The sequence below is a fragment of the Arthrobacter sp. 131MFCol6.1 genome (assembly GCF_000374925.1).
GTDB lineage: Bacteria > Actinomycetota > Actinomycetes > Actinomycetales > Micrococcaceae > Arthrobacter.
In genome coordinates, this window is the sequence record NZ_KB895546.1 from 134,681 (window position 1) to 154,095 (window position 19,415).

Here is a 19,415-nt window from a genome sequence, read left to right on the forward strand (position 1 = left end):
TGGTATCCCGTCGCCGGGCGGATCAGCCCGCGAAAGGGTCTGCGTAGCGGAAGGTGCCGCTCACGCCGCCGGGCCAGACGGCGAGCGGCAGCAGCTGGAAGTGCGCGGCCCAGCCCGCCTCCGGCGGCGCCACCCCGAGCGACGTGGACGGAACAAAGCCGAAGCGGGAGTAATACTCGGGGCTGCCCAGCAGCGCAATCCCCCGCTCCCCCGCGGTGTTGGCCCGCGCCACGGTCTCGTTCATGAGCGCGGTGCCGATGCCGTGGCGCTGCAGCCGCGGCACCACCCCGATCGGCCCGAGCCCGAGCAGCTCCAGCTCGCCCACCCAACCGCGGGTACTGATCACATGCCCCACGATTTCGCCGTCGAGTTCCGCAACGATGCTGAACGCCGGCAGGTATTCCTGGCACTCGAACAGCCGGGCCAGCAGCTTCACCTCCTCGGGTTCGCCGTCGACGTGCTCCCCGGAGGCGGGCGAGATGGCAAACGCGGCGGCGGTGAGGGCGAGGATGGCGGGACGGTCCGCTGGTTCCTCGCTGCGCAGCACGAGCTCCGGTGCCGGCTTGTGCTCCCCGTTGGCCGAGACGAGTTCGTGCAGTACCTCCAAAGCCCGTTCGGCATCCGCCACCGGCACCAGCAGGTGGTCATGGTGGAAGCCGGCCAGGACGTTGCAGCTGATCTTCGCCTCGGTCAGGGCGGCACTGACGGCTGCCGTCAGGCCGATCGCCTCCAGCGAAGAGTGCACCTGAAGCGTGATCCAGGCCGCGACGAAGTCGTAGGAGAGCCCCAGGCTGTCCGCTTCCTTCCGCGGCAGCACGACGGTCAGCCCTTCCGCCTCACGGACGGCAGCCGAGATTGCCCCGGCCAGGGGCTTGCCGTGCGGCCACAGGGCGTAGACGTATTCGCCCTCGCGCAGTTCAGGGTGCATGGTGGCCAGGAGGGCGTGCAGGTCCTTTTCAGCTGTCATGGAGCCAGTCTAGGCGCGGGTCCTGCGCTCCTGTTCGCTCCCGGCGCCCTGCGGCGGCTGCCCGCCACGAAAACGGCGACCGCTCCCCCTGAGGGGAACGGCCGCCGTCGAAGGCTCGGATCAGGCTACTTGGAGTCGGCCGGAACAGCTTCCTTGGTGTTGTTCTTGGCAGTGTCGTTCTTCGCAGTGTCGTTCTTCGCAGTGTCGTTCTTCGCAGTGTCGTTCTTCGCAGTGTCCGCAGGTGTGCCTGCAACAGGAGCAGCGGCAGGCTTCGGGGCCGGCGTCGCCGCGGCCACGAAGGCGCCGCGCGGGTTGTCCAGGTCCATCAGCTGCGTGGTGTCGCGGCCCAGGAAGAAGGCCCAGATCCAGCCGGAGATCACGCGGATCTTGCGCTCCACGGTGGGGATGGCCATGCCGTGGTAGCCACGGTGTGCCAGCCAGGCCAGCGGGCCCTTGAGGCCGATGCGGCCAACCAGGTTGATGTTCGCCACGCCCTTCCATTCGCCGAAGCCGGCGACGGCGCCCAGGTTCTTGTGCTTGTAGTCCTTGAGCGGCTTGTCCCAGCGGGAGGCCCACAGGTTCTTGGCCAGGCGCTTGGCCTGGCGCAGCGCGTGCTGGGCGTTCGGCACGCAAGTGCCGTCCGGCAGGCCGCTGCCCGTGAGGTCGGGGACGGCAGCGACGTCGCCGGCGGCCCAGGCGTTCTCGATGATGCCCTCGTCGCCTGAGATACGCAGGTCGGCCAGGACGCGGACGCGGCCGCGCGGCTCGAGCGGGAAGTCGGTGGAGCGGACCATCGGGTTGGCCTGCACACCGGCAGTCCAGACCAGGGTGTCGGTCTCGAATTCCTGGGCCGGGCTCTTGTCCGGGAGGTTGATGAGCTTCAGGGAACCCTCGGCGTTGTCCAGGGAGGTGTTCAGCAGGACCTCGATGCTGCGGCTGCGGAGGTGTTCGACGACCCATTCGGCCTGCGGTGCCGTGACCTCGGGCATGATGCGGCCCATCGCCTCGACCAGGACGAAGCGGACTTCCTCCTGCTTGACGCGCGGGTTGTTCTTGACTGCGGCGCGGGCCAGGTCTTCCATTTCGGTGATGCACTCGATGCCGGCGAAGCCGCCGCCGACGACGACGAACGTCAGGGCGCGGGCGCGCTCAACGGGGTCCGTCATGAGGGAACCGGTCTCGATCCGCTCGAGAACCTTGTTGCGCAGGGCGACGGCTTCTTCGATGGTCTTCAGGCCGATGCCCTTGTCCGCGAGGCCCTTGATCGGGAACGTGCGGGTGATGGCGCCAGCGGCCAGCACGACGTCGAAGTAGGGAATCTCGAAGGTGTCGCCACCGTCGGAGGGTGCGACCACTGCCGTGCGGTTGGCGTGGTCGATCGAGGTGACGCGGCCCTGGATGAGTTCAGTCTGCTTCAGGTGCTGGCGGTGCGAGACGACTGCGTGGCGCGCCTCAATGTTGCCGCCGGCAACTTCCGGCAGGAAGGGCTGGTAGGTCATGTAGGGCAGCGGATCCACGAGGGTGACGATGCCACCTGCATTCGCGATCTTTTTCTGAAGTTTGAGGGCTACATACAGGCCGACGTACCCGCCGCCGACGACGAGTACCCGGGGACGGTCCTGGAGCTGAAGGGAGGATGCCATACCTCAAGAATACAGTAGTTTGTGAAAACCTTCACTAACTATGACGGCTTGCTGGAGTCCACCGGATTGACGGCCTCGGGCTCGGCCCTGCCGGGCCCCTCCGGTCCCTCCGGCCCGTCCTTTGGCGGCGTGCGCATGGCGGCCCGCAGCTGGAAGGCGGCGGCCACAATGATTCCCACGAGCAGGGAACCGAAGCCCAGGACCACCGCGGCAGGCACGGCACTGTCCAGCTGGGACGGCTTCTCAGCGACGGGCACGGTCGCTTCGGGCAGGGTGGGCGCGGCGCTGGAAGGCGCGGACTCCGCAGCAGGTGCGGTCGTGGCGAGGTTTCCGCGCCGGTGGACCCGGATCCAGTCCGAAATGGACCCCAGCGGATTGACTTTGGTCTCCGGGACGTCGGCCTTGAGCGCGGCCTCGGCATTCAGCACGCCGAAGCCGTAAAGCGGATCCTTCCCTGGCGCACCGGCGTCCTTGGCCGTGGTGACGATCCGGTTGATGACCTGGCTCGCGGACATCTCGGGCCATTTGGAACGAATGAGGGCCGCGACGCCGGAAACGATCGGCGTGGCTCCGGAGGTGCCTGCCCAGTCGGCATAGCCGCCGCCGGGCATGCCGCCGACCAGGTCCTCGGCGGGAGCTGCGACGCCGATGCTGATGCCCTGCGAGGAGGAGTCGATGCTGGCCGCGCCCGTGCGGTCCAGGCCTGCAACGGTCAGGACACCGGGGATCGTGGCCGGGGCGCCGACCTGGACGTTGCCGCCCACCCGGTTGCCCGCCGCGGCGACGATCACGACGTCCTTCTGTTCGGCGTAGAGGAATGCCGCGTCCCAGCTCTGCGGCCATTCCGGCGACGTGCTGCCGAGGGAGATGTTGATGACGCGGGCGCCGTTGTCGACGGCCCACCGCACTGCCTCCGGGATCTGGTCCTGGTCGCTCTTGCCGCCCGGGTTGGCGGAACCGAGCCAAGTGGAGACGGACAGCAGCTGGGCTTCCGGGGCGACACCGACGACGCCTTCCGGACCAACGGCCGGGCCGACTGGAGAGCCAGTTGCGCTGGCGCTCGGTTTGGGAGTGGCCTCGGGCGGCTGATGCCCTCGCCCGGCGAGCATGGTGGCCACGAGGGTGCCGTGTTCGGGTTTGGCGCCGATACTCCCCTGGCCGTTGGCCTTGCCGGCGCCGGAAATGTCTGCGCCGCCGGCGAGCACGCCGCCCAAATCCGGATGCCGGCCGTCCACGCCGCTGTCAATTACGGCGACCTTGACGCCGGCCCCCTTGGAAACGTCCCAGGCTTTGGTGATGCCGGATTCGGCAAGCCAGTATTCCTTGTCCCGCCAGGAGTCGGCGTAGGCGGGCGCGGCCAGGGTCAGCGCCGCCGTGGAGGCCCCGCCGGCGAGGGCCAAGGCCATCAACGCGGAGGCGGTCCGGCGGCGCCGGGCTGTTGCTCTGGTCATTCAGGTCCTATCGGCGGATGCACCAGCGGCACGGTCGCGCGCTGGGCACAACTGCTGGGGCGGGATCATCGGATGCTGAGGGCAATTCCGTCAAGAATATCGTGTTCACTGCTCACGGCCGTGGTGATGCGCCCGCCGGTGGCCTCGGCCACGCGCTGCAGGACCCGCCGCCAAACGAGGCCACCGGCGCCGATCACGTCCACCCGCCCGGGGTGCATGTACGGCAGCGCGGCCCGCTCCTCCCGGGTCATTTCCAGCAGCTCGGTGCAGGCCTTCCGGACCGCGTCCAGGTCCAGTTCGGTGCCATGGATCGCGGTCGGCGAATACTCCGGCAGGCGCAGCGCATGCGCCGTGATGGTGGTGACGGAGCCGGCCACGCCGACGACGGCGGTGGTGCGTTCCAGCGGAACGGTCTGTGCCGCCTCGCTGATGGCGGCGTCGACGTCGGCCTCTGCTGCGGCAATCTGCTCCGCAGTGGGCGGATCGCTGCGCAGGTGCCGTTCGGTCATCCGGACGCAGCCGACGTCGACCGAGCGGGCGGCGATGACGCCGTCGGCGTTGCCCAGCACGAACTCCGTGCTTCCGCCGCCGAGGTCCACCACCAGCACGGGCTCCTCCCCGCGGGAGGGCAGGACACTGCTGGCGCCGGCGAAGGACAGTGCGGCTTCCTCGTCGCCGGTGATCACCTCGGGTTCGACGCCGAGGATGTCGCGGATGCCGTCGACGAAGACCTGGCGGTTGCGGGCATCGCGGGTGGCGGAGGTGGCCACGAAGCGCACCCTTTCGGCGCCGTGCTCGCGGATCAGGGCAGCGTAGTCGCGGGTCGCGGCGAAGGTGCGCTCAAGCGCTTCCTGGGCCAGTTCACCCGTGGAGTCCACGCCCTGGCCCAGCCGGACCACGCGCATTTCCCGCACGATGTCGGTCAGCCGCGGCGTGGCCTGCCCTGTTGCGCCGCCTGCGCCCGCATCTGCGCTCACAGCCGTGTCCACATCTGCGATCAGCAGGCGGATCGAGTTGGTGCCGCAGTCTACGGCCGCGACCCGGGTCACTGGGACTCCCCCGTGCCGGCAGCGCCGGCGGTGGCGGCCGTGTCAGCGGCCCCGGCGGTGGCGGCCGTGTCAGCGGCGCCGGCGGCGTCACTGCGGGACTTGCGGACCGGCGCGGGCCGGCCCACGATCTCCGGCAGGCCCTGGGGTCCATGGCGGCTGAGGTCCCGGGACGGGGCCTCCCCGCCGGTGTCCCAGGCGCCGTCGCAGTAGCAGCGCTCCACGGTCCACCATTCGGCGATGGCCGCGATCGTCTCATCCCCGAGCAGGTTCACGCCCGGGCCGGCGGCCAGCGAATGCCCGACGAGCACGTGCAGGCATTTGACGCGGGTCGGCATTCCGCCGGCGGAGACGCCGTCGATTTCGGGAACGGCCCCGATGCCGGAGCGCGCGCCGATCTCGGCTCGGGAGGACAGATATGCCTCGTGGGCGGACCGGTACCGGGCCGCGAGGCCGGCGTCGGCAGCGAGCCGGTCGTTCATTTCGTTCATCAGCCCGGCGGCTTCCAGCCGCGAGACCGCCGACGTGATCACCGGGTGGGTGAGGTAAAACGTGGTGGGGAACGGCGTCCCGTTGCTGAGCCGCGGCGAGGTGGCGGCGACGAGCGGGTTTCCGCAGACGCAGCGGGCCGGGATTTCGACGACGTCCCGCACGGGCCTGCCCAGCTGGCGGCTGAGGACCTCGAGGTCGTGCGGCGACGGCTGGCGGGAGCTCTCCGGTGCGTCTGCCCTGTGCCGTGGCGCCGTCGTCCTGGCCCGCTCGTCGTTCTCTGCTTCTCGGTTCTGGTCCACTCGGTTCTCGTCCACGGGAGTGGCACCTTCCTGCCCTGTTCCGGATTGTCCGCGGGACAATCCCTGCGGCGGGCGCCGCTTCTAGTCTGTTGCCGATCGCCTGACGGACTCCCAGAGGGCGTCCACCCAGGGCAGGTTGGCCGGGTCTTGTGCTGATGCTGCACCCGCGGCGCCACCGGACTGCGCGGCAGGAAGATCGCTGCCGAATACCCAGTAGCCCGTCTCTCCGGGCATAACCATGTTAATGCGGTCGCGGGCCTGCTGTTTCACATAGTTGGGATCCTGCCACCGCGACACTTGGCGTTTGAGGTCCTCCTGCTTGGTCTGCTTGGCCGCGATGTCGGCCTGCAGGGCGGCGATTTCGGCGCGTTTGTCCAGGAAGATCTTGACCGTGGGGGCCAGCAGGATGGTGATGGCAATCATGACCACGCCCAGGGCAAGCAGCCGGCCCGAGAACGCTTTGGCGGGCACAGGGTCGAGGGACTCGTCCGGACCCCCTGCGGCGGTCCGGCCCGGGTTCGTGCCGCCGGTATTCCCGTCGGCCTTGCCGGCGGGGCGGGTCGCGGGCTTTGCCGGTGCTCCTGCCGGGGCTGCTGCGGCACGGGGTTTGGCGGGAGAGGCGCCGGAACCGCCGGGGGCCGGCTTGCCTGTGGGGGTCGACGCCCGGGGCGAGGCAGGCGCAGCACCGGCCGGCGTCGCCGCCGCGCCGCTGCGGGAGCCGCCAAAGTCCGCCTGGATGACCTCGCCGCCGTCGGCTGCTGCCCCCAGACCCGTGGCCGCAGCCTTGGCAGCCGCAGCCTTGGCGGCAGGCGTAGCCCGGGGAACATTGGGGCGTCGGGTAGCCATGTCACTCCTTCAAAAGCGGACCAAAAACAGAACCGGTGGCCATGGTCTTTCAACCATAGCCACCGGTTACCGGTTTTCGCGGCTAACTAGCCTTTGAAACGCGGGAAGGCGCTTCGGCCGGCGTAGCGTGCGGCGTCGTCGAGTTCCTCTTCGATGCGCAGCAGCTGGTTGTACTTGGCCACGCGCTCGGAGCGTGCCGGGGCACCGGTCTTGATCTGTCCCGCGTTGGTGGCAACGGAGATGTCAGCAATGGTGGTGTCCTCGGTTTCGCCGGAGCGGTGCGAGGTGATGGTGGTGTAGCCGGCACGCTGGGCCAGCGACACGGCATCCAGGGTCTCGGTCAGGGAACCGATCTGGTTGACCTTGACGAGCAGCGAGTTCGCGGTCTTGGTGTCGATGCCGCGCTGCAGGATGGCCGGGTTCGTGACGAAAAGGTCATCGCCCACGAGCTGGACCTTGTCGCCGATGGTGTCGGTGAGGGTTTTCCAGCCTTCCCAGTCGTTCTCATCCAGCGGGTCCTCGATGGAAACGAGCGGGTAGTCGGCCACGAGCTCGGCGTAGTAGGCGCTCATCTCGGTGGCGGAAAGTGCTTTGCCTTCGAACTGGTACGCGCCGTCCTTGAAGAACTCGGAGGAGGCGACGTCCAGGGCCAGGGCGATGTCCTTGCCCGGGGTGTAGCCGGCGTTCTTGATGGCTTCCTGGATCAGGTCCAGGGCGGCACGGTTGGACGGCAGGTTCGGCGCGAAGCCGCCCTCGTCACCCAGGCCGGTGGACAGGCCCTTGGCCTGCAGGACGGACTTGAGGTTGTGGTAGACCTCGACGCCCCAGCGCAGGCCTTCGGAGAAGGTCTCGGCGCCGATCGGGACGATCATGAATTCCTGGATGTCCACGTCGGAGTCGGCGTGCGAGCCGCCGTTGAGGATGTTCATCAGCGGCACGGGGAGGACGTGCGCGTTGGGCCCGCCCAGGTACTTGTACAGCGGCAGGTCAGCGGAGGCGGCGGCGGCGTTGGCCACGGCCAGGGACACGCCCAGGATGGCGTTGGCGCCGAGCTTGCCCTTGTTGGGGGTGCCGTCCAGGTCGATCATGGCCTGGTCGATGCTGCGCTGGTCGGTCGCGTCGAAGCCGGTCAGGGCCGGGGCGATCTGGTCGATGACCGCGTCGACGGCCTTCTGGACGCCCTTGCCGAGGTAGCGGCCCTTGTCGCCGTCGCGAAGTTCAACGGCCTCGTGCTCGCCGGTGGAAGCGCCGGAGGGAACTGCTGCGCGGCCGATCTGGCCGTCCGAGAGCAGGACTTCAACTTCTACGGTCGGGTTGCCACGGGAATCGAGGATTTCGCGGGCGTGGATGGCATCGATAAGCGCCATGGATATGCTCCTTTGGGTGAAGCGATCTGCAGGGAATCTGACTGCTTGGACTCTGGCTGTACATCAAGCTGAAAAAGCCGACGTCGTCGTCGCTACTAGCGTAGTCGAGAGCGGGATAAGTTACGGAAACCTATCCAATCCCCGGACGTCATGATGGCGATGCTGGTGTGCCGCCGCTATCGTGCCGACTCTAGCCTGCCGGCGCTATTGTGCCGATGGCCTGGGGCCGGCACTGTCCTGGAAACGGCGCAGGGCGCCGCGGAGGGCGCGTTCGGCGTCGAGCCCGCCGGCCCGGGCAGCGGCCACGATCCCGAACAGCAGGTCGCCGAGTTCCTCCTCGGCGGCCGGGAGGTCGACGGCGGTTTCGGCGGCAGCCGCCGCCAGACCCGCCCGTTCGGCCCGGTCCAGGAGCTTTTGGGCCCGGGCGAGGGCGCCAAGGGAGGCGGGAACGCCGTCGAAGACGTGGCCGCGTTCGGGTTTCTCGGCTTTCTTGACGGCATCCCATTTCAGGACGATCTCCTCCACCGTTGCCGGGAAGGAATCCTGCAGCGAGCCGTCGGGCCGGAAAACGTGCGGGTTGCGCCGGATCATCTTGGCCCTCAGGCCGCGGGCGACGTCGCCCAGGTCAAAGGCGCCGCGTTCCTCGGCGAGCCGGGCGTGGAGGACCACCTGTAAGAGGACGTCCCCCAGTTCAGACTGCAGTTCCGCCTCGCCGGCGCCGGTCTCGATGGTCTCGGCGACCTCGTAGGCCTCCTCCAGGAGGTACTCCACGAGGGACTCGTGGGTGAGGGCACCCATCCAGGGGCAATGCTCGCGCAGGGCCGCAATCGTCCCCAGCAGCTCCCCCACCTCGCAAGCTCGGCCGGGGACCCCTGCCGCTGTGGGCCCAACCAGCCCCTGGACCTCGCAAGCTCGGCCGGGGACCCCTGCCGCTGTGGGCCCAACCAGCCCTTGGATGGGTGTTGTGTCCTCGTTAGCCAAGATCGGCGTAGGCCTCGTTGATGTATTCGACCAGTGCTTCCTTCTCCTCGAGGGGCAGGAAGGCGGCCTCGGCCGCGTTCAGCGTCAGCTCCAGCAGGTCATCGAGGTCGTAGTCGAACGTCTCGACCAGGAGTTCGAACTCGTCGGTCAGCGTCACGCCGCTCATGAGCCGGTTGTCGGTGTTGATGGTGACGTTGAAGCCGAGCTGGTAGAGCATGTCCAGCGGGTGGCTTTCGATGCCCTCACCGAAGCCGGCAATGGCGCCGGTCTGCAGGTTGGAGGAGGGGCAGATCTCCAGGGCGATGCCACGGTCGCGGACCCAGCTGGCGAGCTCGCCCAGGGTCACCATGCCGATGGTGTCGTTGACGGTGTCGTCGAAGCCTTCGGCGTCGGCGGCGTCTTCGTCCTCTTCGAATTCGATCGTGACGTCCTCGGCGATCCGGACGCCGTGGCCCAGGCGCAGGGCCCGGCCGTCGACGAGTGCCGACTGGATGCTTTCCAGGCCGGCGGCTTCGCCGGCGTGGACGGTGGCCGGGAAGTTGTGCTGGGCCAGGTAGGTGAAGGCGTCCTTGAAGCGGGACGGCAGGAACCCGTCCTCGGCGCCGGCGATGTCGAAGCCGACGGCGCCGTTGTTGCGGTGGCGGACCGCCAGTTCGGCGATCTCCTGGCCGCGGTCGGCGTGGCGCATGGCGGTGATGAGCTGGCCCACCTGGATATCGCGGCCGGTCTCGGCCACGGCGTCCACGCCGGCTTCGAGGCCCGCCTGCACGGCTTCGACCACGTCGTCCAGGCTCAGGCCCTGCTGCAGGTGCTGCTCGGGCGCCCAGCGCACTTCGCCGTACACGACGCCGTCGTCGGCCAGGTCTTCGACGAATTCCTTCGCGACGCGGAACAGGCCCTCCTTGGTCTGCATCACGGCGATGGTGTGGTCGAAGGTCTCGAGGTAGCGGACCAGGGAGCCGGAGTCTGCGGATTCGCGGAACCACTCCCCCAGCGCGACGGGGTCCGTGGACGGCAGCGTGTGGCCGACAGCCTCAGCAAGTTCAATGATGGTGGCCGGGCGGAGTCCGCCGTCCAGGTGGTCGTGAAGGGAAACCTTGGGAAGGCCCTTCAGGTCGAAGTCGAGGTCAGGGGCAGCGTCAGGAATAGTCTCAGTCACGTTCCAACCATAGGGTCGGAGCGCGCGGGACGCTACTTTCTGCCGGCCTCGGCATCACCGGAGGCGATCATCGGTGCAGGAACTGCGGCGCCCGGTTGGTGGGTGGGCCCGCCGTCGAGCCATTCGTCCACGACCTCGGCGTCGTGGCGACCCAGGCGTTTGTGCCACCAGCGCAGGAGGTGGTCGATGAGGACACCGAGCACAATGGCGAATACCACTGCGATGCCCGCGCTGAGCAGCGGGTTGTGGTGCAGCCACGGGAAGGAACTGGCCAGGACGCCGATGCCGATCGAGTAGGTCACCCAGGTGAGGCACGCGAAGGCGTCCAGCAAGAAGAATCTCCGGTGCGGGAACGCCGTCGTGCCTGCCACGTAGTTGACGGCGACGCGGCCCCAGGGGATGTACCGCGCGGTGAAGATCAGGACGGCGCCGCGCTTCTCAAGTTCGTAGTGTGCCCAGCCGAAGACCTTCTGGACCTTTGGCTTGCGCATCCAGCGGAACCGCTCGAGGCCAATCTTGCGGCCGAGCATGTAGGCCATGTTGTCGCCGGCCATGGCTCCCACGAGCGCCGTGAGGCCCAGGACCCACAGGTTGGGCTGGCCGCTGTGCACGGAGTACGCCGCCAGGGCAACGATCAGGGTCTCGCTGGGGACCACCATCGCGAAGCCGTCCACGAAGAAGAAAACCAGCAGTAGTGGGTAGATCCACCACTGGCCGGCGGCATGGAGCACGGCCTCGTTAATGAACTCCATGCAGGTGGTGCTCCTTGATGACTGGGAACGGACAACTAAGCCGTAACATACTCGCGATGACAGTGGGTAGAACCATGGACGAAACTTTGCACGACGTGCGGCCAACAAACGTGACCCAAATCGCTCCTAAGTGTCCCATGGGCAGGGCCAATCCGCCTAGGACTCGACGGGGGGCGCGGAATGCGTCGGTTCCTCCGGCGCCCGGCCGCGCACCCTGCTGATCACGCGGTCCAGGACGACGCCCAGGACGACGGCGCAGACGATCGCAATGGCCGCGCCCAGCACGTGGTTCTTCTCAAACCACGGACCAACAGTCAGGCCGATCCCCACCGAGTAGCCGGCCCACAGCAGCGCCGAGAGCACCGTCAGGCTGACGAATCTGCGCCACGGGTAGTGGGTGGCACCGGCGGTCAGGTTTACGGCCACCCGTCCGATCGGGACGAAGCGTGCCACGAGGATCAGTGAGGCAGGCCGTTTCCGCAGTTCCCGGCCGGCCCAGCGGAAGGCCGCCTGCATGCGCGGGCCGCGCTGCCATCCCCAGCGCCGGGTTCCGGTCCCGCGGCCGATCAGGTAGGCCATGTTGTCGCCCACTAGTGCCCCTGCGGCAGCCGTAGCGATCAGGAGCAGAGGGCTGGGGACGCCCGCGGTGGCGGCGACTGCAGCCAGGCCCACCACCACCGATTCGCTCGGAATCGGGGGGAAGAAGCCGTCGATCACGCAGCAGGCAAAAACCAGGACCAGGACCCAGGGTTGCCCTGCGGCGGCGAGGATGAAGTCGTTGATTGCCTGCACAGCTTCCTAACGCGCGGCGGGGCCAGATCGATCCAAGCGCAGGCTCGGCCGGAGCCGGGCCTGCGCTTGACGGGTACTGCTGTGGAGTCAGTGTACCGCCGGCCTTCGCCGTCGTTGCCCTATCACGTACGGCTGTTATCCCAAGGGTTTGGGGACCATAAGTGATAGGGCAACGGGCTTAGGCGATGCGGTCGATGATGAGCTTCTGGGCGGGCCGGGAACCCTCGGGAGCGATCACGGCGGCGTGTTCGAGCGCTTCCTTGGCACGCTCGAACTTCTCCGGGGTGTCCGTCAGGAGGGTCATGAGCGGTTCGCCCGCCTTGACCGTGGCGCCGGGCTTGGCGTGCATCCGCACCCCGGCACCGGCCTGGACCTGGTCCTCCTTGCGGGCGCGTCCGGCGCCGAGCCGCCAGGCAGCGACGCCGACGGCCATCGCGTCCAGCTCCACCAGGACGCCGTCGGCCGGGGCGTAGATGACCTCGGATTCCTTGGCGACCGGGAGCTTGGCACGCGGGTCTCCGCCCTGGGCCTGGATCATCCGGTTCCAGACGTCCATGGCCCGGCCGTCCCGGAGTGCTGCCCGGGGATCGGCGTCGCGGATGCCGGCGCACGCCAGCATTTCCTCCGCGAGCCGCACGGTGAGTTCGACGACGTCGTCCGGGCCTCCGCCGGCGAGGACCTCCACGGATTCCTCGACCTCGATCGCGTTGCCCGCGGTGAGGCCCAGGGGCGTGTTCATGTTGGTGAGCAGGGCCACCGTATTGACGCCGGCGTCCTTGCCCAGGGCCACCATGGTTTCGGCCAGTTCGCGGGCGCGGGCCTCGTCCTTCATGAACGCGCCGCTGCCCACCTTGACGTCGAGCACCAGCGAGCCGGTGCCCTCGGCGATCTTCTTACTCATGATCGAGGAGGCGATCAGCGGGATGGCTTCCACGGTCCCGGTGACATCGCGGAGCGCGTAGAGCTTCTTGTCCGCCGGGGCCAGTCCGGCGCCGGCCGCGCAAATGACCGCGCCGACGTCCTGGAGCTGGGCCATCATTTCCTCATTGCTCAGGGCCGCACGCCAGCCCGGGATGGCTTCGAGCTTGTCCAGGGTGCCGCCGGTGTGGCCGAGTCCGCGGCCCGAGAGCTGCGGCACCGCCACGCCGAATACCGCCACCAGGGGCGCCAGCGGCAGGGTGATCTTGTCCCCGACGCCGCCGGTGGAGTGCTTGTCCGACGTCGCCTTCACGCCGCCGTCGGGCCGGCGCAGGCTGGAGAAGTCCATCCGCTCGCCGGAGGCGATCATGGCCGCCGTCCAGCGGGAGATTTCGGCCCGGTCCATGCCGTTGAGCAGGATGGCCATGTTCAGGGCGGCCATCTGTTCGTCGGCGATGGCGCCGCGGGTGTACGCATCGATCGTCCAGTCGATCTGGGCCGGGCTGAGCACACCCTTGTCCCGCTTGATGCGGATGATGTCGACGGCGTCGAACGCTTCAGTGTTGTTGGGGTTCTGTGTCGTTTGTGTCACCGGGGTTCCTCCAGGTGTTGGGGGCCAAAGGCATCGGGAAGGACCTGGTCCATGGTCTTGATTCCCTGCGTGGTCATGAGCTCCATGTCCGGAGCCCGGAATTCGTAGAGCAGCTGGCGGCAGCGCCCGCACGGCATGAGGACATTCCCGCCGGCGTCGACGCAGTAGAAGGCGCGGAGCAGTCCCCCGCCGGTCATCTGCAGGTTGCCCACCAGGGCGCACTCGGCGCACAGGGTCAGCCCGTAGCTGGCGTTTTCGACGTTGCAGCCGCTGACGATCCGCCCGTCTCCGGTGAGGGCCGCGGCCCCCACCGGAAACTTCGAGTACGGCGCATAGGCGTTCTTCATGGCGGACACTGCCGCGGCTTCGAGTGCTGCCCAGTCGACGTCGGTGCTGTCCATTCTCAGCCCTTGATGTACGGTATGCCGTCGGCGGCCGGCGGCCGGGAGCGGCCGACGAGGCCGGCCACGGCAAACACGGTCACCACGTACGGCAGCATGGCCATGAACTGGCTGGGCACCGGGGTGCCGATGATCGTCACGATGCTCTGCAGGTTGTCGGCGAAGCCGAACAGCAGCGCGGCGAAGAACGCCCCGATCGGGTTCCAGCGGCCCAGGATCATGGCGGCGAGGGCAATGAAGCCGCGCCCGCCGGAGATTTCCTTGGTGAAGCTGTCGATCGCCACGAGGGTGAAGAACGATCCGCCGATCCCGGCGACGGCGCCGCCGAGCGTGACGTTCCAGAAGCGGGTCGCGTTGACCTTGATGCCCAGGGTGTCGGCCGCCTGCGGGTGCTCGCCCACGGCACGGACGCGCAGGCCCCACTTCGTCTTGAACAGCGCGACCCAGATCACGATGACTGCAACGTACATCAGGTAGCCCACCACGGACTGCTTGAAGAGGATCGGCCCGATCACGGGGATGCTGGACAGGACCGGGATGTCGATGATGGGCAGCTCGCCGGGTGAGTTGTACTTCTCGGGATCGGACTGCATCACGGTGCTGAACAGGAAGCCGGTGAGCCCGGAGACCAGGACGTTGAGCACGACGCCGACGATGATCTGGTTGACCACGTACTTGATGGCGAACAGCGCCAGCACCATCGAGACGAGGGCGCCGGCCACGGCCGCCGCGACCAGGCCCAGGTAGGGGTTGTGGGTCACGCTGGCGACGAGCGCGGCCGTGAAGGCTCCGCCCAGGAGCTGGCCCTCGATGGCGATGTTGACCACGCCGGCCCGTTCGCACAGCACACCGGACAGTGAGCCGAAGACGATCGGCACGGCGAGGGTCACGGATCCGGCGATGAGGCCGGCCAGCGAAATGCTGGGGGTCCGGGCGCCGCCGACCACCCAGATCAGGAAGGCGACCACGAACACGACAGTGAACACGGCCGGCAGCCAGCGCGGGGGCCGCCGGTTCGCTCTTGCCTTCAGGACCAAGGCGTAGCCCGCGAGAACCAGCAGGATCAGGGAGAGCACAATGCCGGACAGGAACGCGGGAACCTGTATCGCGGGGAGCTGGAAGAAGTCGCCGCCGGAGGAAATGCCGAACTTGGCGGTTCCCTGCGGGCCCAGAAGTCCGAAGAAGATGAAAGCGATGGTGGCCAGCACCATCAGCGTGACCGGCAGCTTCCAGGTTACGGGCTTGGCGGACACCGCCGGCTTGTGGTTCTTCTCCGGCTGGGGTTTTCCTTCAACGGGCGAGGTTGCTGTTGTGCTCATGCGGCACCTCCGGTGGTTGCGGCCTGCTTGGTTTTGCCGGCGGTCGCGGCCTTCTTCTTGCGCGGGTTGAGTCCAAAGATCGCCCGGACCAGGGGCGGCGCCGCGATGAACAGCACGATGAGCGACTGGACCACGAGCACGATGTCGATCGGGGTTCCGGTCTGGATCTGCATCTGGACGGCGCCTGCGCGGAAAGCTCCGAACAGCAGGCCGGCGGCAAAGGTGCCCCACGGCGAGGACCGTCCCAGCAGCGCGACCGTGATCGCGTCAAAGCCGTAGGATGCCGCGACACCATCGGTCAGGACCTTTTCGGTGCCTGCCACCTGCGCCACGCCGGCCAGGCCGGCCAGGCCACCGGCAATGGTCATCACCAGGATCGTGGCCCGGGAGACGTTGATGCCGGCCGTCAGGGCCGCCTTGGGGTTCGCCCCGACGGCGCGGAACTCGAACCCAAGGGTGGAGCGGTTCAGCAGCCACGAAACAAAGAAGGTGGCCGCAATGGCCAGCAGGAAGCCCACGTGCAGCCGGTACTGGCTGCCGAAGAGCAGCGGGTACACGGCGTTGGGGTCCAGGATGGGGGAAATCGGGGTGGTCTCTCCCGGACGCTGGAACAAGTCCGTGTCGAGCAGGTAGCGCAGGAAATAGAGCGCGATGTAGTTGAACATGATGGTCACGATGACCTCGTGGGCGCCTGTCCGGGCTTTGAGCACACCGACGATGCCGCCCCAGACGGCGCCGCCGATGACGCCGGCCACCAGGACCAGCAGCAGGTGCAGCCCCAGCGGCAGGTGCAGCGCGAAGCCGACCCACGAGGCGAGGATGCCGGCCATGATGATCTGGCCCTGCGCACCGATGTTGAACAGACCCGCGCGGAAGGCCAGGGCGACGCCGAGGCCCGCGGTGATCAGCGGGGTGGCGATGGTCAGCGTCTCCATGAGGGGGGCGAACTGTCCGGCCACACCGTTTCCGCGGGGGTTGAAGACCGCGCCCTGGAAGAGGGCGACGTACGATTCGGTGGCGGCGGACCAGACGGCGGTGAGGAAGTCACTGGGCCGGGCAAAGAGATAGCCCGCCGTGGTCCCGACTACCTTGTCCGTCATGGCGATGAGCAGGCCGCCCAGGATCAGTGCGAGCAGCACCGCCAGGATGGTCACGATGCCGTTGCCGGTGAAGATCTTGCGCAGCAGCGATTCCTCTTCCGGCGCACCGGGAAGGGATCCGCTCTGGGTGGAGACCGGAACGGCCGATGGCTGGTGGGCGCCGCCCGCGGTGTCCAGCACGGTGACGAAGTCTGCATCGTCCTCGAGCGGCTCAGGCTCCACGTCGGTGGTCTGCGATGCCGGAAGCCGGTCCGGGTCCGGTGCGGCCGCGGGCCGCGGCTCGGTGTTCTCACTCATGGGGGTCTCCTACGGCGCCGGAGCCGGGCTCCTGCACGGACGGGGCGGCGGGGGCCGGGTTCGTGGCCGGCTTCGTTGCGGGGGTGCCGGCCGGATTTTTTGCTGCGTTCGCGGCCGGTTTTTCAGCTGCGTTCGCGGCCGGGTTTTCAGAAAGGGATCGAGCGGGGTGCCTGCCTGCGGCGTCGGCCTGGGCCTCGTCCGGGGAAACCCCGGCCATCATCAGGCCCAGGACGTCGCGTCCGGTGCCGGCCGGGACGATCCCGACCAGCCGGCCCTTGTACAGCACGGCAATCCGGTCGGCGAGTTCAATCACCTCGTCCAGTTCGGTGGAGACGATCATGACGGGCGTGCCGTGGTCCCGCTCCGCGACGATGCGCTTGTGCAGGAACTCGATGGAGCCCACGTCCACGCCGCGGGTGGGCTGGGAGGCGATGAAGAGCCGCAGCGGCCGGGAGAGCTCCCGGGCCATGACGACCTTCTGCTGGTTGCCGCCGGACAGGGTTCCGGCCGCGAGTGAGCCGGACGGGGTGCGGACGTCGAATTCTGCGATCCGGGTCTTGGCGTTCTCCAGGACCCTGGCGGGGCTCATGCTGATGCCCTTGGCGAACGGCGCCTGGTCGTAGCGGTCCAGGATCAGGTTCTCGGCGATGGAGAACGTGCCGATCAGCCCGTCGAGGGAACGGTCTTCCGGGACGAACCCGACCCCGGCGTTGAGGACCTCCTTGACGCTGCGGCCCACGAGTTCTTCGCCGTCGAGGGCGATCGAGCCGTGGACCCTGTCGTGCAGGCCCAAAATGGCCTCGGTCAGTTCCGTCTGGCCGTTGCCCTGGACGCCGGCGACCGCGAGGATCTCGCCGCGGGCGATTCCGAAGCTGATGCCGTCCACCACGTGCTGGCCGTTGGGGGCGATGACGGTGAGGTCCTTGACCTCGAAGGTGGTCTCCTGCGGATTGGCGGGAGCCTTGTCCAGGGTCAGGCTCACGGCCCGGCCCACCATCATGGACGCCAGCTCGGTGGTCGAGGCGCCGGGATCGGCCGAGCCCACTACCTTGCCGCGGCGGATGACGGTGATGGTGTCCGAAACGGCCTTCACCTCACGCAGCTTGTGGGAAATGAAGACGATCGAGGTGCCGTGGCTCTTGAGCTGGCGCATGATGTCCAGCAGCTCGTCGGTGTCCTGCGGGGTCAGCACGGCCGTGGGCTCATCGAGGATGAGCACCTTGGCGTCGCGGACCAATGCCTTGATGATCTCCACGCGCTGCTGCACGCCCACGGGGAGGTCTTCGATCAGCGCGTCGGGGTCGACGTCGAACCCGTACCGGTCGGAGATCTCCCGGATTTTCCGGCGGGTGTCATCGAGGTCCAGGAATCCGCCGGTCTTGGTGGTCTCCGCTCCCAGGGCGACGTTCTCCGCGACGGTGAAGACGGGGACCAGCATGAAGTGCTGGTGCACCATGCCGATACCTGCCGCCATGGCGTCTCCCGGGCCGCGGAACGTGACCGGTTTGTCGTCAATAAGGATTTCGCCCTCTGTGGGCTCGTACAGTCCGTAGAGGACGTTCATCAGCGTGGACTTGCCAGCGCCGTTCTCACCGAGCAGACAGTGAATCTGCCCGGGTTCAACAACCACATCGATGTGATCGTTCGCTACCAGGGAGCCGAAGCGTTTGGTAATGCCCTTGAGTTCAAGTTTCAAAACTCTGACCAATCTCGAGGTGTCCGGAAGGCTTGGTCCGGACGCGTAGGGGCGCTGCAGCACCAGCTTAGTGCCTGGGGTCTGGGGCACTAAGGGCCGCAACGAAAAGCGCCACAGCCCGTGCGGTGGTGACCGGACGGGCCGTGGCGCTTAGCGGAGGAAGTTAGGCTTTCGGGCTGGCTGCAGATTCAACCTTGAGCTTGCCGTCGGCGATGTCCTTCTTGATCTGGTCCAGCTCGGACTTCAGTTCGGCCGGAACCTGGGCATCCATGTCGTGGAACGGGGCCAGCTGGACGCCGTCGTTCGCGAGGGTGCCGATGTACGGCTTGTTGGTGAACTGGCCGTCCTTGTCCTGCTTGACGACCGTCTCAACGGCCTCGCCCATCTGCTTCATGACGGAGGAGAGCATGATGTCCTTGTAATCCGGTGCCGTGAGGAAGCCGTCGGAGTCAACCCAGATGAGCTTGACGTCCTTGCCTGCTGCCTTGGCTTCCTGCAGGGCCGCGCCGGCACCCTTGCCGACCGGACCGGCGACGGGCATGACGATGTCGGCGCCCTGGTCCAGGAAGTTCTGGGTGAACTGCTTGCCCTTGTCCTGCTTTTCGAAGTCGCCGGTGAAGGAGCCGTCCTGCTTGGCCTTGTCCCAGCCAAGAACCTTGACGTCCTTGCCCTTCTTCTCGTTGTAGTACTTCACGCCGTCGGCGTAGCCGTCCATGAAGATGGTGACCGTGGGGATCTTGATGCCGCCGAACGTGGCGACCGTTCCGGTCTTGGTGGTGCCTGCTGCGAGGTAGCCGGCCAGGAACGCGGCCTGGGCCGTGTCGTAGATGATCGGCTTGACGTTGGTGATCGGGGTTTCGTAGCCGAAGTCGATGATGGCGAAGTGCTTGTCCGGGTTCGCGGTGGCCTGGGCCTTGGTTGCGTCGCCGAGCAGGAAGCCGACCGTGATGGTCAGGTTGCAGCCGGCGGAAACCATGGCGCGCAGGTTCGGCTCGAAGTCGTTGTTGGTCTTGGACTCGGCTTCGTTCGTCTTGATGCCGAGATCCTTCTCGGCCTTCTTCAGGCCCTCGTAGGAAGACTGGTTGAACGACTGGTCGTCGAATCCACCCGAGTCGGACACGATGCAGCCCGTGTAGTTGCTTGCAGTGTTGGTGGCGGTGCTGGCCTCCGGGGCAGCTCCGCAGCCGGTCAGCAGGAGTGCAGCCGCGCCCGCGGTGGCGACGCCGGCCATTGATCCGCGCTTAAAGGTGGCACGCAGAGAGTTCTTCAATTTTCCTCCAGGAAGAAAGAGTAGGCG

17 protein-coding genes are annotated in these 19,415 nt (G+C 67.7%); all 17 read right to left on the minus strand.

The features are described 5' to 3' along the window. Nucleotides 1-22: 22 nt before the first annotated feature. The 17 genes from C566_RS0112705 to C566_RS0112785 all read right to left on the minus strand — a co-directional run bounded on the left by C566_RS0112705 (nt 23) and on the right by C566_RS0112785 (nt 19,388). Nucleotides 23-967 carry an N-acetyltransferase gene (locus tag C566_RS0112705; protein WP_018774726.1) on the minus strand — a complete coding sequence of 315 codons (945 nt, stop codon included), beginning with the start codon at nt 965-967 and terminating at the stop codon, nt 23-25. 125 nt (nt 968-1,092) lie between these two features. After that, nucleotides 1,093-2,610 carry an NAD(P)/FAD-dependent oxidoreductase gene (locus C566_RS0112710; protein WP_018774727.1) on the minus strand — a complete coding sequence of 506 codons (1,518 nt, stop codon included), beginning with the start codon at nt 2,608-2,610 and terminating at the stop codon, nt 1,093-1,095. Between the two features lie 38 nt (nt 2,611-2,648). Beyond that, nucleotides 2,649-4,061: a S8 family serine peptidase gene (locus tag C566_RS0112715; RefSeq protein ID WP_043466865.1), complete on the minus strand. Its 1,413-nt coding sequence runs from the start codon at nt 4,059-4,061 to the stop codon at nt 2,649-2,651. A 65-nt stretch (nt 4,062-4,126) separates the two neighbouring features. Beyond that, a complete protein-coding gene (locus C566_RS0112720) occupies nt 4,127-5,110 on the minus strand; it encodes a Ppx/GppA phosphatase family protein (RefSeq protein ID WP_018774729.1) in 984 nt (327 codons plus the stop codon). Continuing rightward, nucleotides 5,107-5,913 (minus strand): DUF501 domain-containing protein, encoded by an 807-nt coding sequence (locus tag C566_RS0112725; RefSeq protein ID WP_018774730.1) that lies wholly within the window; start codon nt 5,911-5,913, stop codon nt 5,107-5,109. Before C566_RS0112725 ends, C566_RS0112720 begins: the two co-directional genes overlap by 4 nt. Nucleotides 5,914-5,979: 66 nt before the next feature. Beyond that, complete coding sequence (locus tag C566_RS0112730; protein ID WP_018774731.1) at nt 5,980-6,744, minus strand: FtsB family cell division protein; 765 nt, start codon at nt 6,742-6,744, stop codon at nt 5,980-5,982. An 86-nt stretch (nt 6,745-6,830) separates the two neighbouring features. After that, complete coding sequence (gene eno, locus C566_RS0112735; RefSeq protein ID WP_018774732.1) at nt 6,831-8,111, minus strand: phosphopyruvate hydratase; 1,281 nt, start codon at nt 8,109-8,111, stop codon at nt 6,831-6,833. A gap of 204 nt (nt 8,112-8,315) precedes the next feature. Next, entirely contained in the window at nt 8,316-8,909 is a 594-nt protein-coding gene (locus C566_RS0112740; RefSeq protein WP_018774733.1) for a MazG nucleotide pyrophosphohydrolase domain-containing protein, read from the minus strand. Nucleotides 8,910-9,084: 175 nt separating this feature from the next. Beyond that, nucleotides 9,085-10,251, minus strand: a complete 1,167-nt coding sequence (locus C566_RS0112745; RefSeq protein ID WP_018774734.1) for an adenosine deaminase — start codon at nt 10,249-10,251, stop codon at nt 9,085-9,087. Nucleotides 10,252-10,283: 32 nt separating this feature from the next. Beyond that, nucleotides 10,284-11,003 (minus strand): DedA family protein, encoded by a 720-nt coding sequence (locus C566_RS0112750; RefSeq protein ID WP_018774735.1) that lies wholly within the window; start codon nt 11,001-11,003, stop codon nt 10,284-10,286. 156 nt (nt 11,004-11,159) lie between these two features. Further along, a complete protein-coding gene (locus C566_RS0112755; protein ID WP_018774736.1) occupies nt 11,160-11,795 on the minus strand; it encodes a DedA family protein in 636 nt (211 codons plus the stop codon). Between the two features lie 178 nt (nt 11,796-11,973). Then, on the minus strand, nt 11,974-13,305 hold the full coding sequence (locus C566_RS0112760; RefSeq protein WP_018774737.1) for a thymidine phosphorylase: 1,332 nt from the start codon (nt 13,303-13,305) through the stop codon (nt 11,974-11,976). After that, on the minus strand, nt 13,302-13,706 hold the full coding sequence (locus C566_RS0112765) for a cytidine deaminase (protein ID WP_018774738.1): 405 nt from the start codon (nt 13,704-13,706) through the stop codon (nt 13,302-13,304). Before C566_RS0112765 ends, C566_RS0112760 begins: the two co-directional genes overlap by 4 nt. 2 nt (nt 13,707-13,708) lie before the next feature. Further along, entirely contained in the window at nt 13,709-15,025 is a 1,317-nt protein-coding gene (locus C566_RS0112770) for an ABC transporter permease (protein ID WP_018774739.1), read from the minus strand. After that, nucleotides 15,022-16,422 (minus strand): ABC transporter permease, encoded by a 1,401-nt coding sequence (locus tag C566_RS0112775; RefSeq protein ID WP_018774740.1) that lies wholly within the window; start codon nt 16,420-16,422, stop codon nt 15,022-15,024. The genes C566_RS0112770 and C566_RS0112775 overlap by 4 nt, the downstream gene beginning before the upstream one ends. Then, nucleotides 16,415-18,118, minus strand: a complete 1,704-nt coding sequence (locus C566_RS0112780) for an ABC transporter ATP-binding protein (protein WP_018774741.1) — start codon at nt 18,116-18,118, stop codon at nt 16,415-16,417. The genes C566_RS0112775 and C566_RS0112780 overlap by 8 nt, the downstream gene beginning before the upstream one ends. Before the next feature lie 163 nt (nt 18,119-18,281). Then, a complete protein-coding gene (locus C566_RS0112785) occupies nt 18,282-19,388 on the minus strand; it encodes a BMP family lipoprotein (RefSeq protein WP_026266652.1) in 1,107 nt (368 codons plus the stop codon). Between the last annotated feature and the right edge of the window lie 27 nt (nt 19,389-19,415).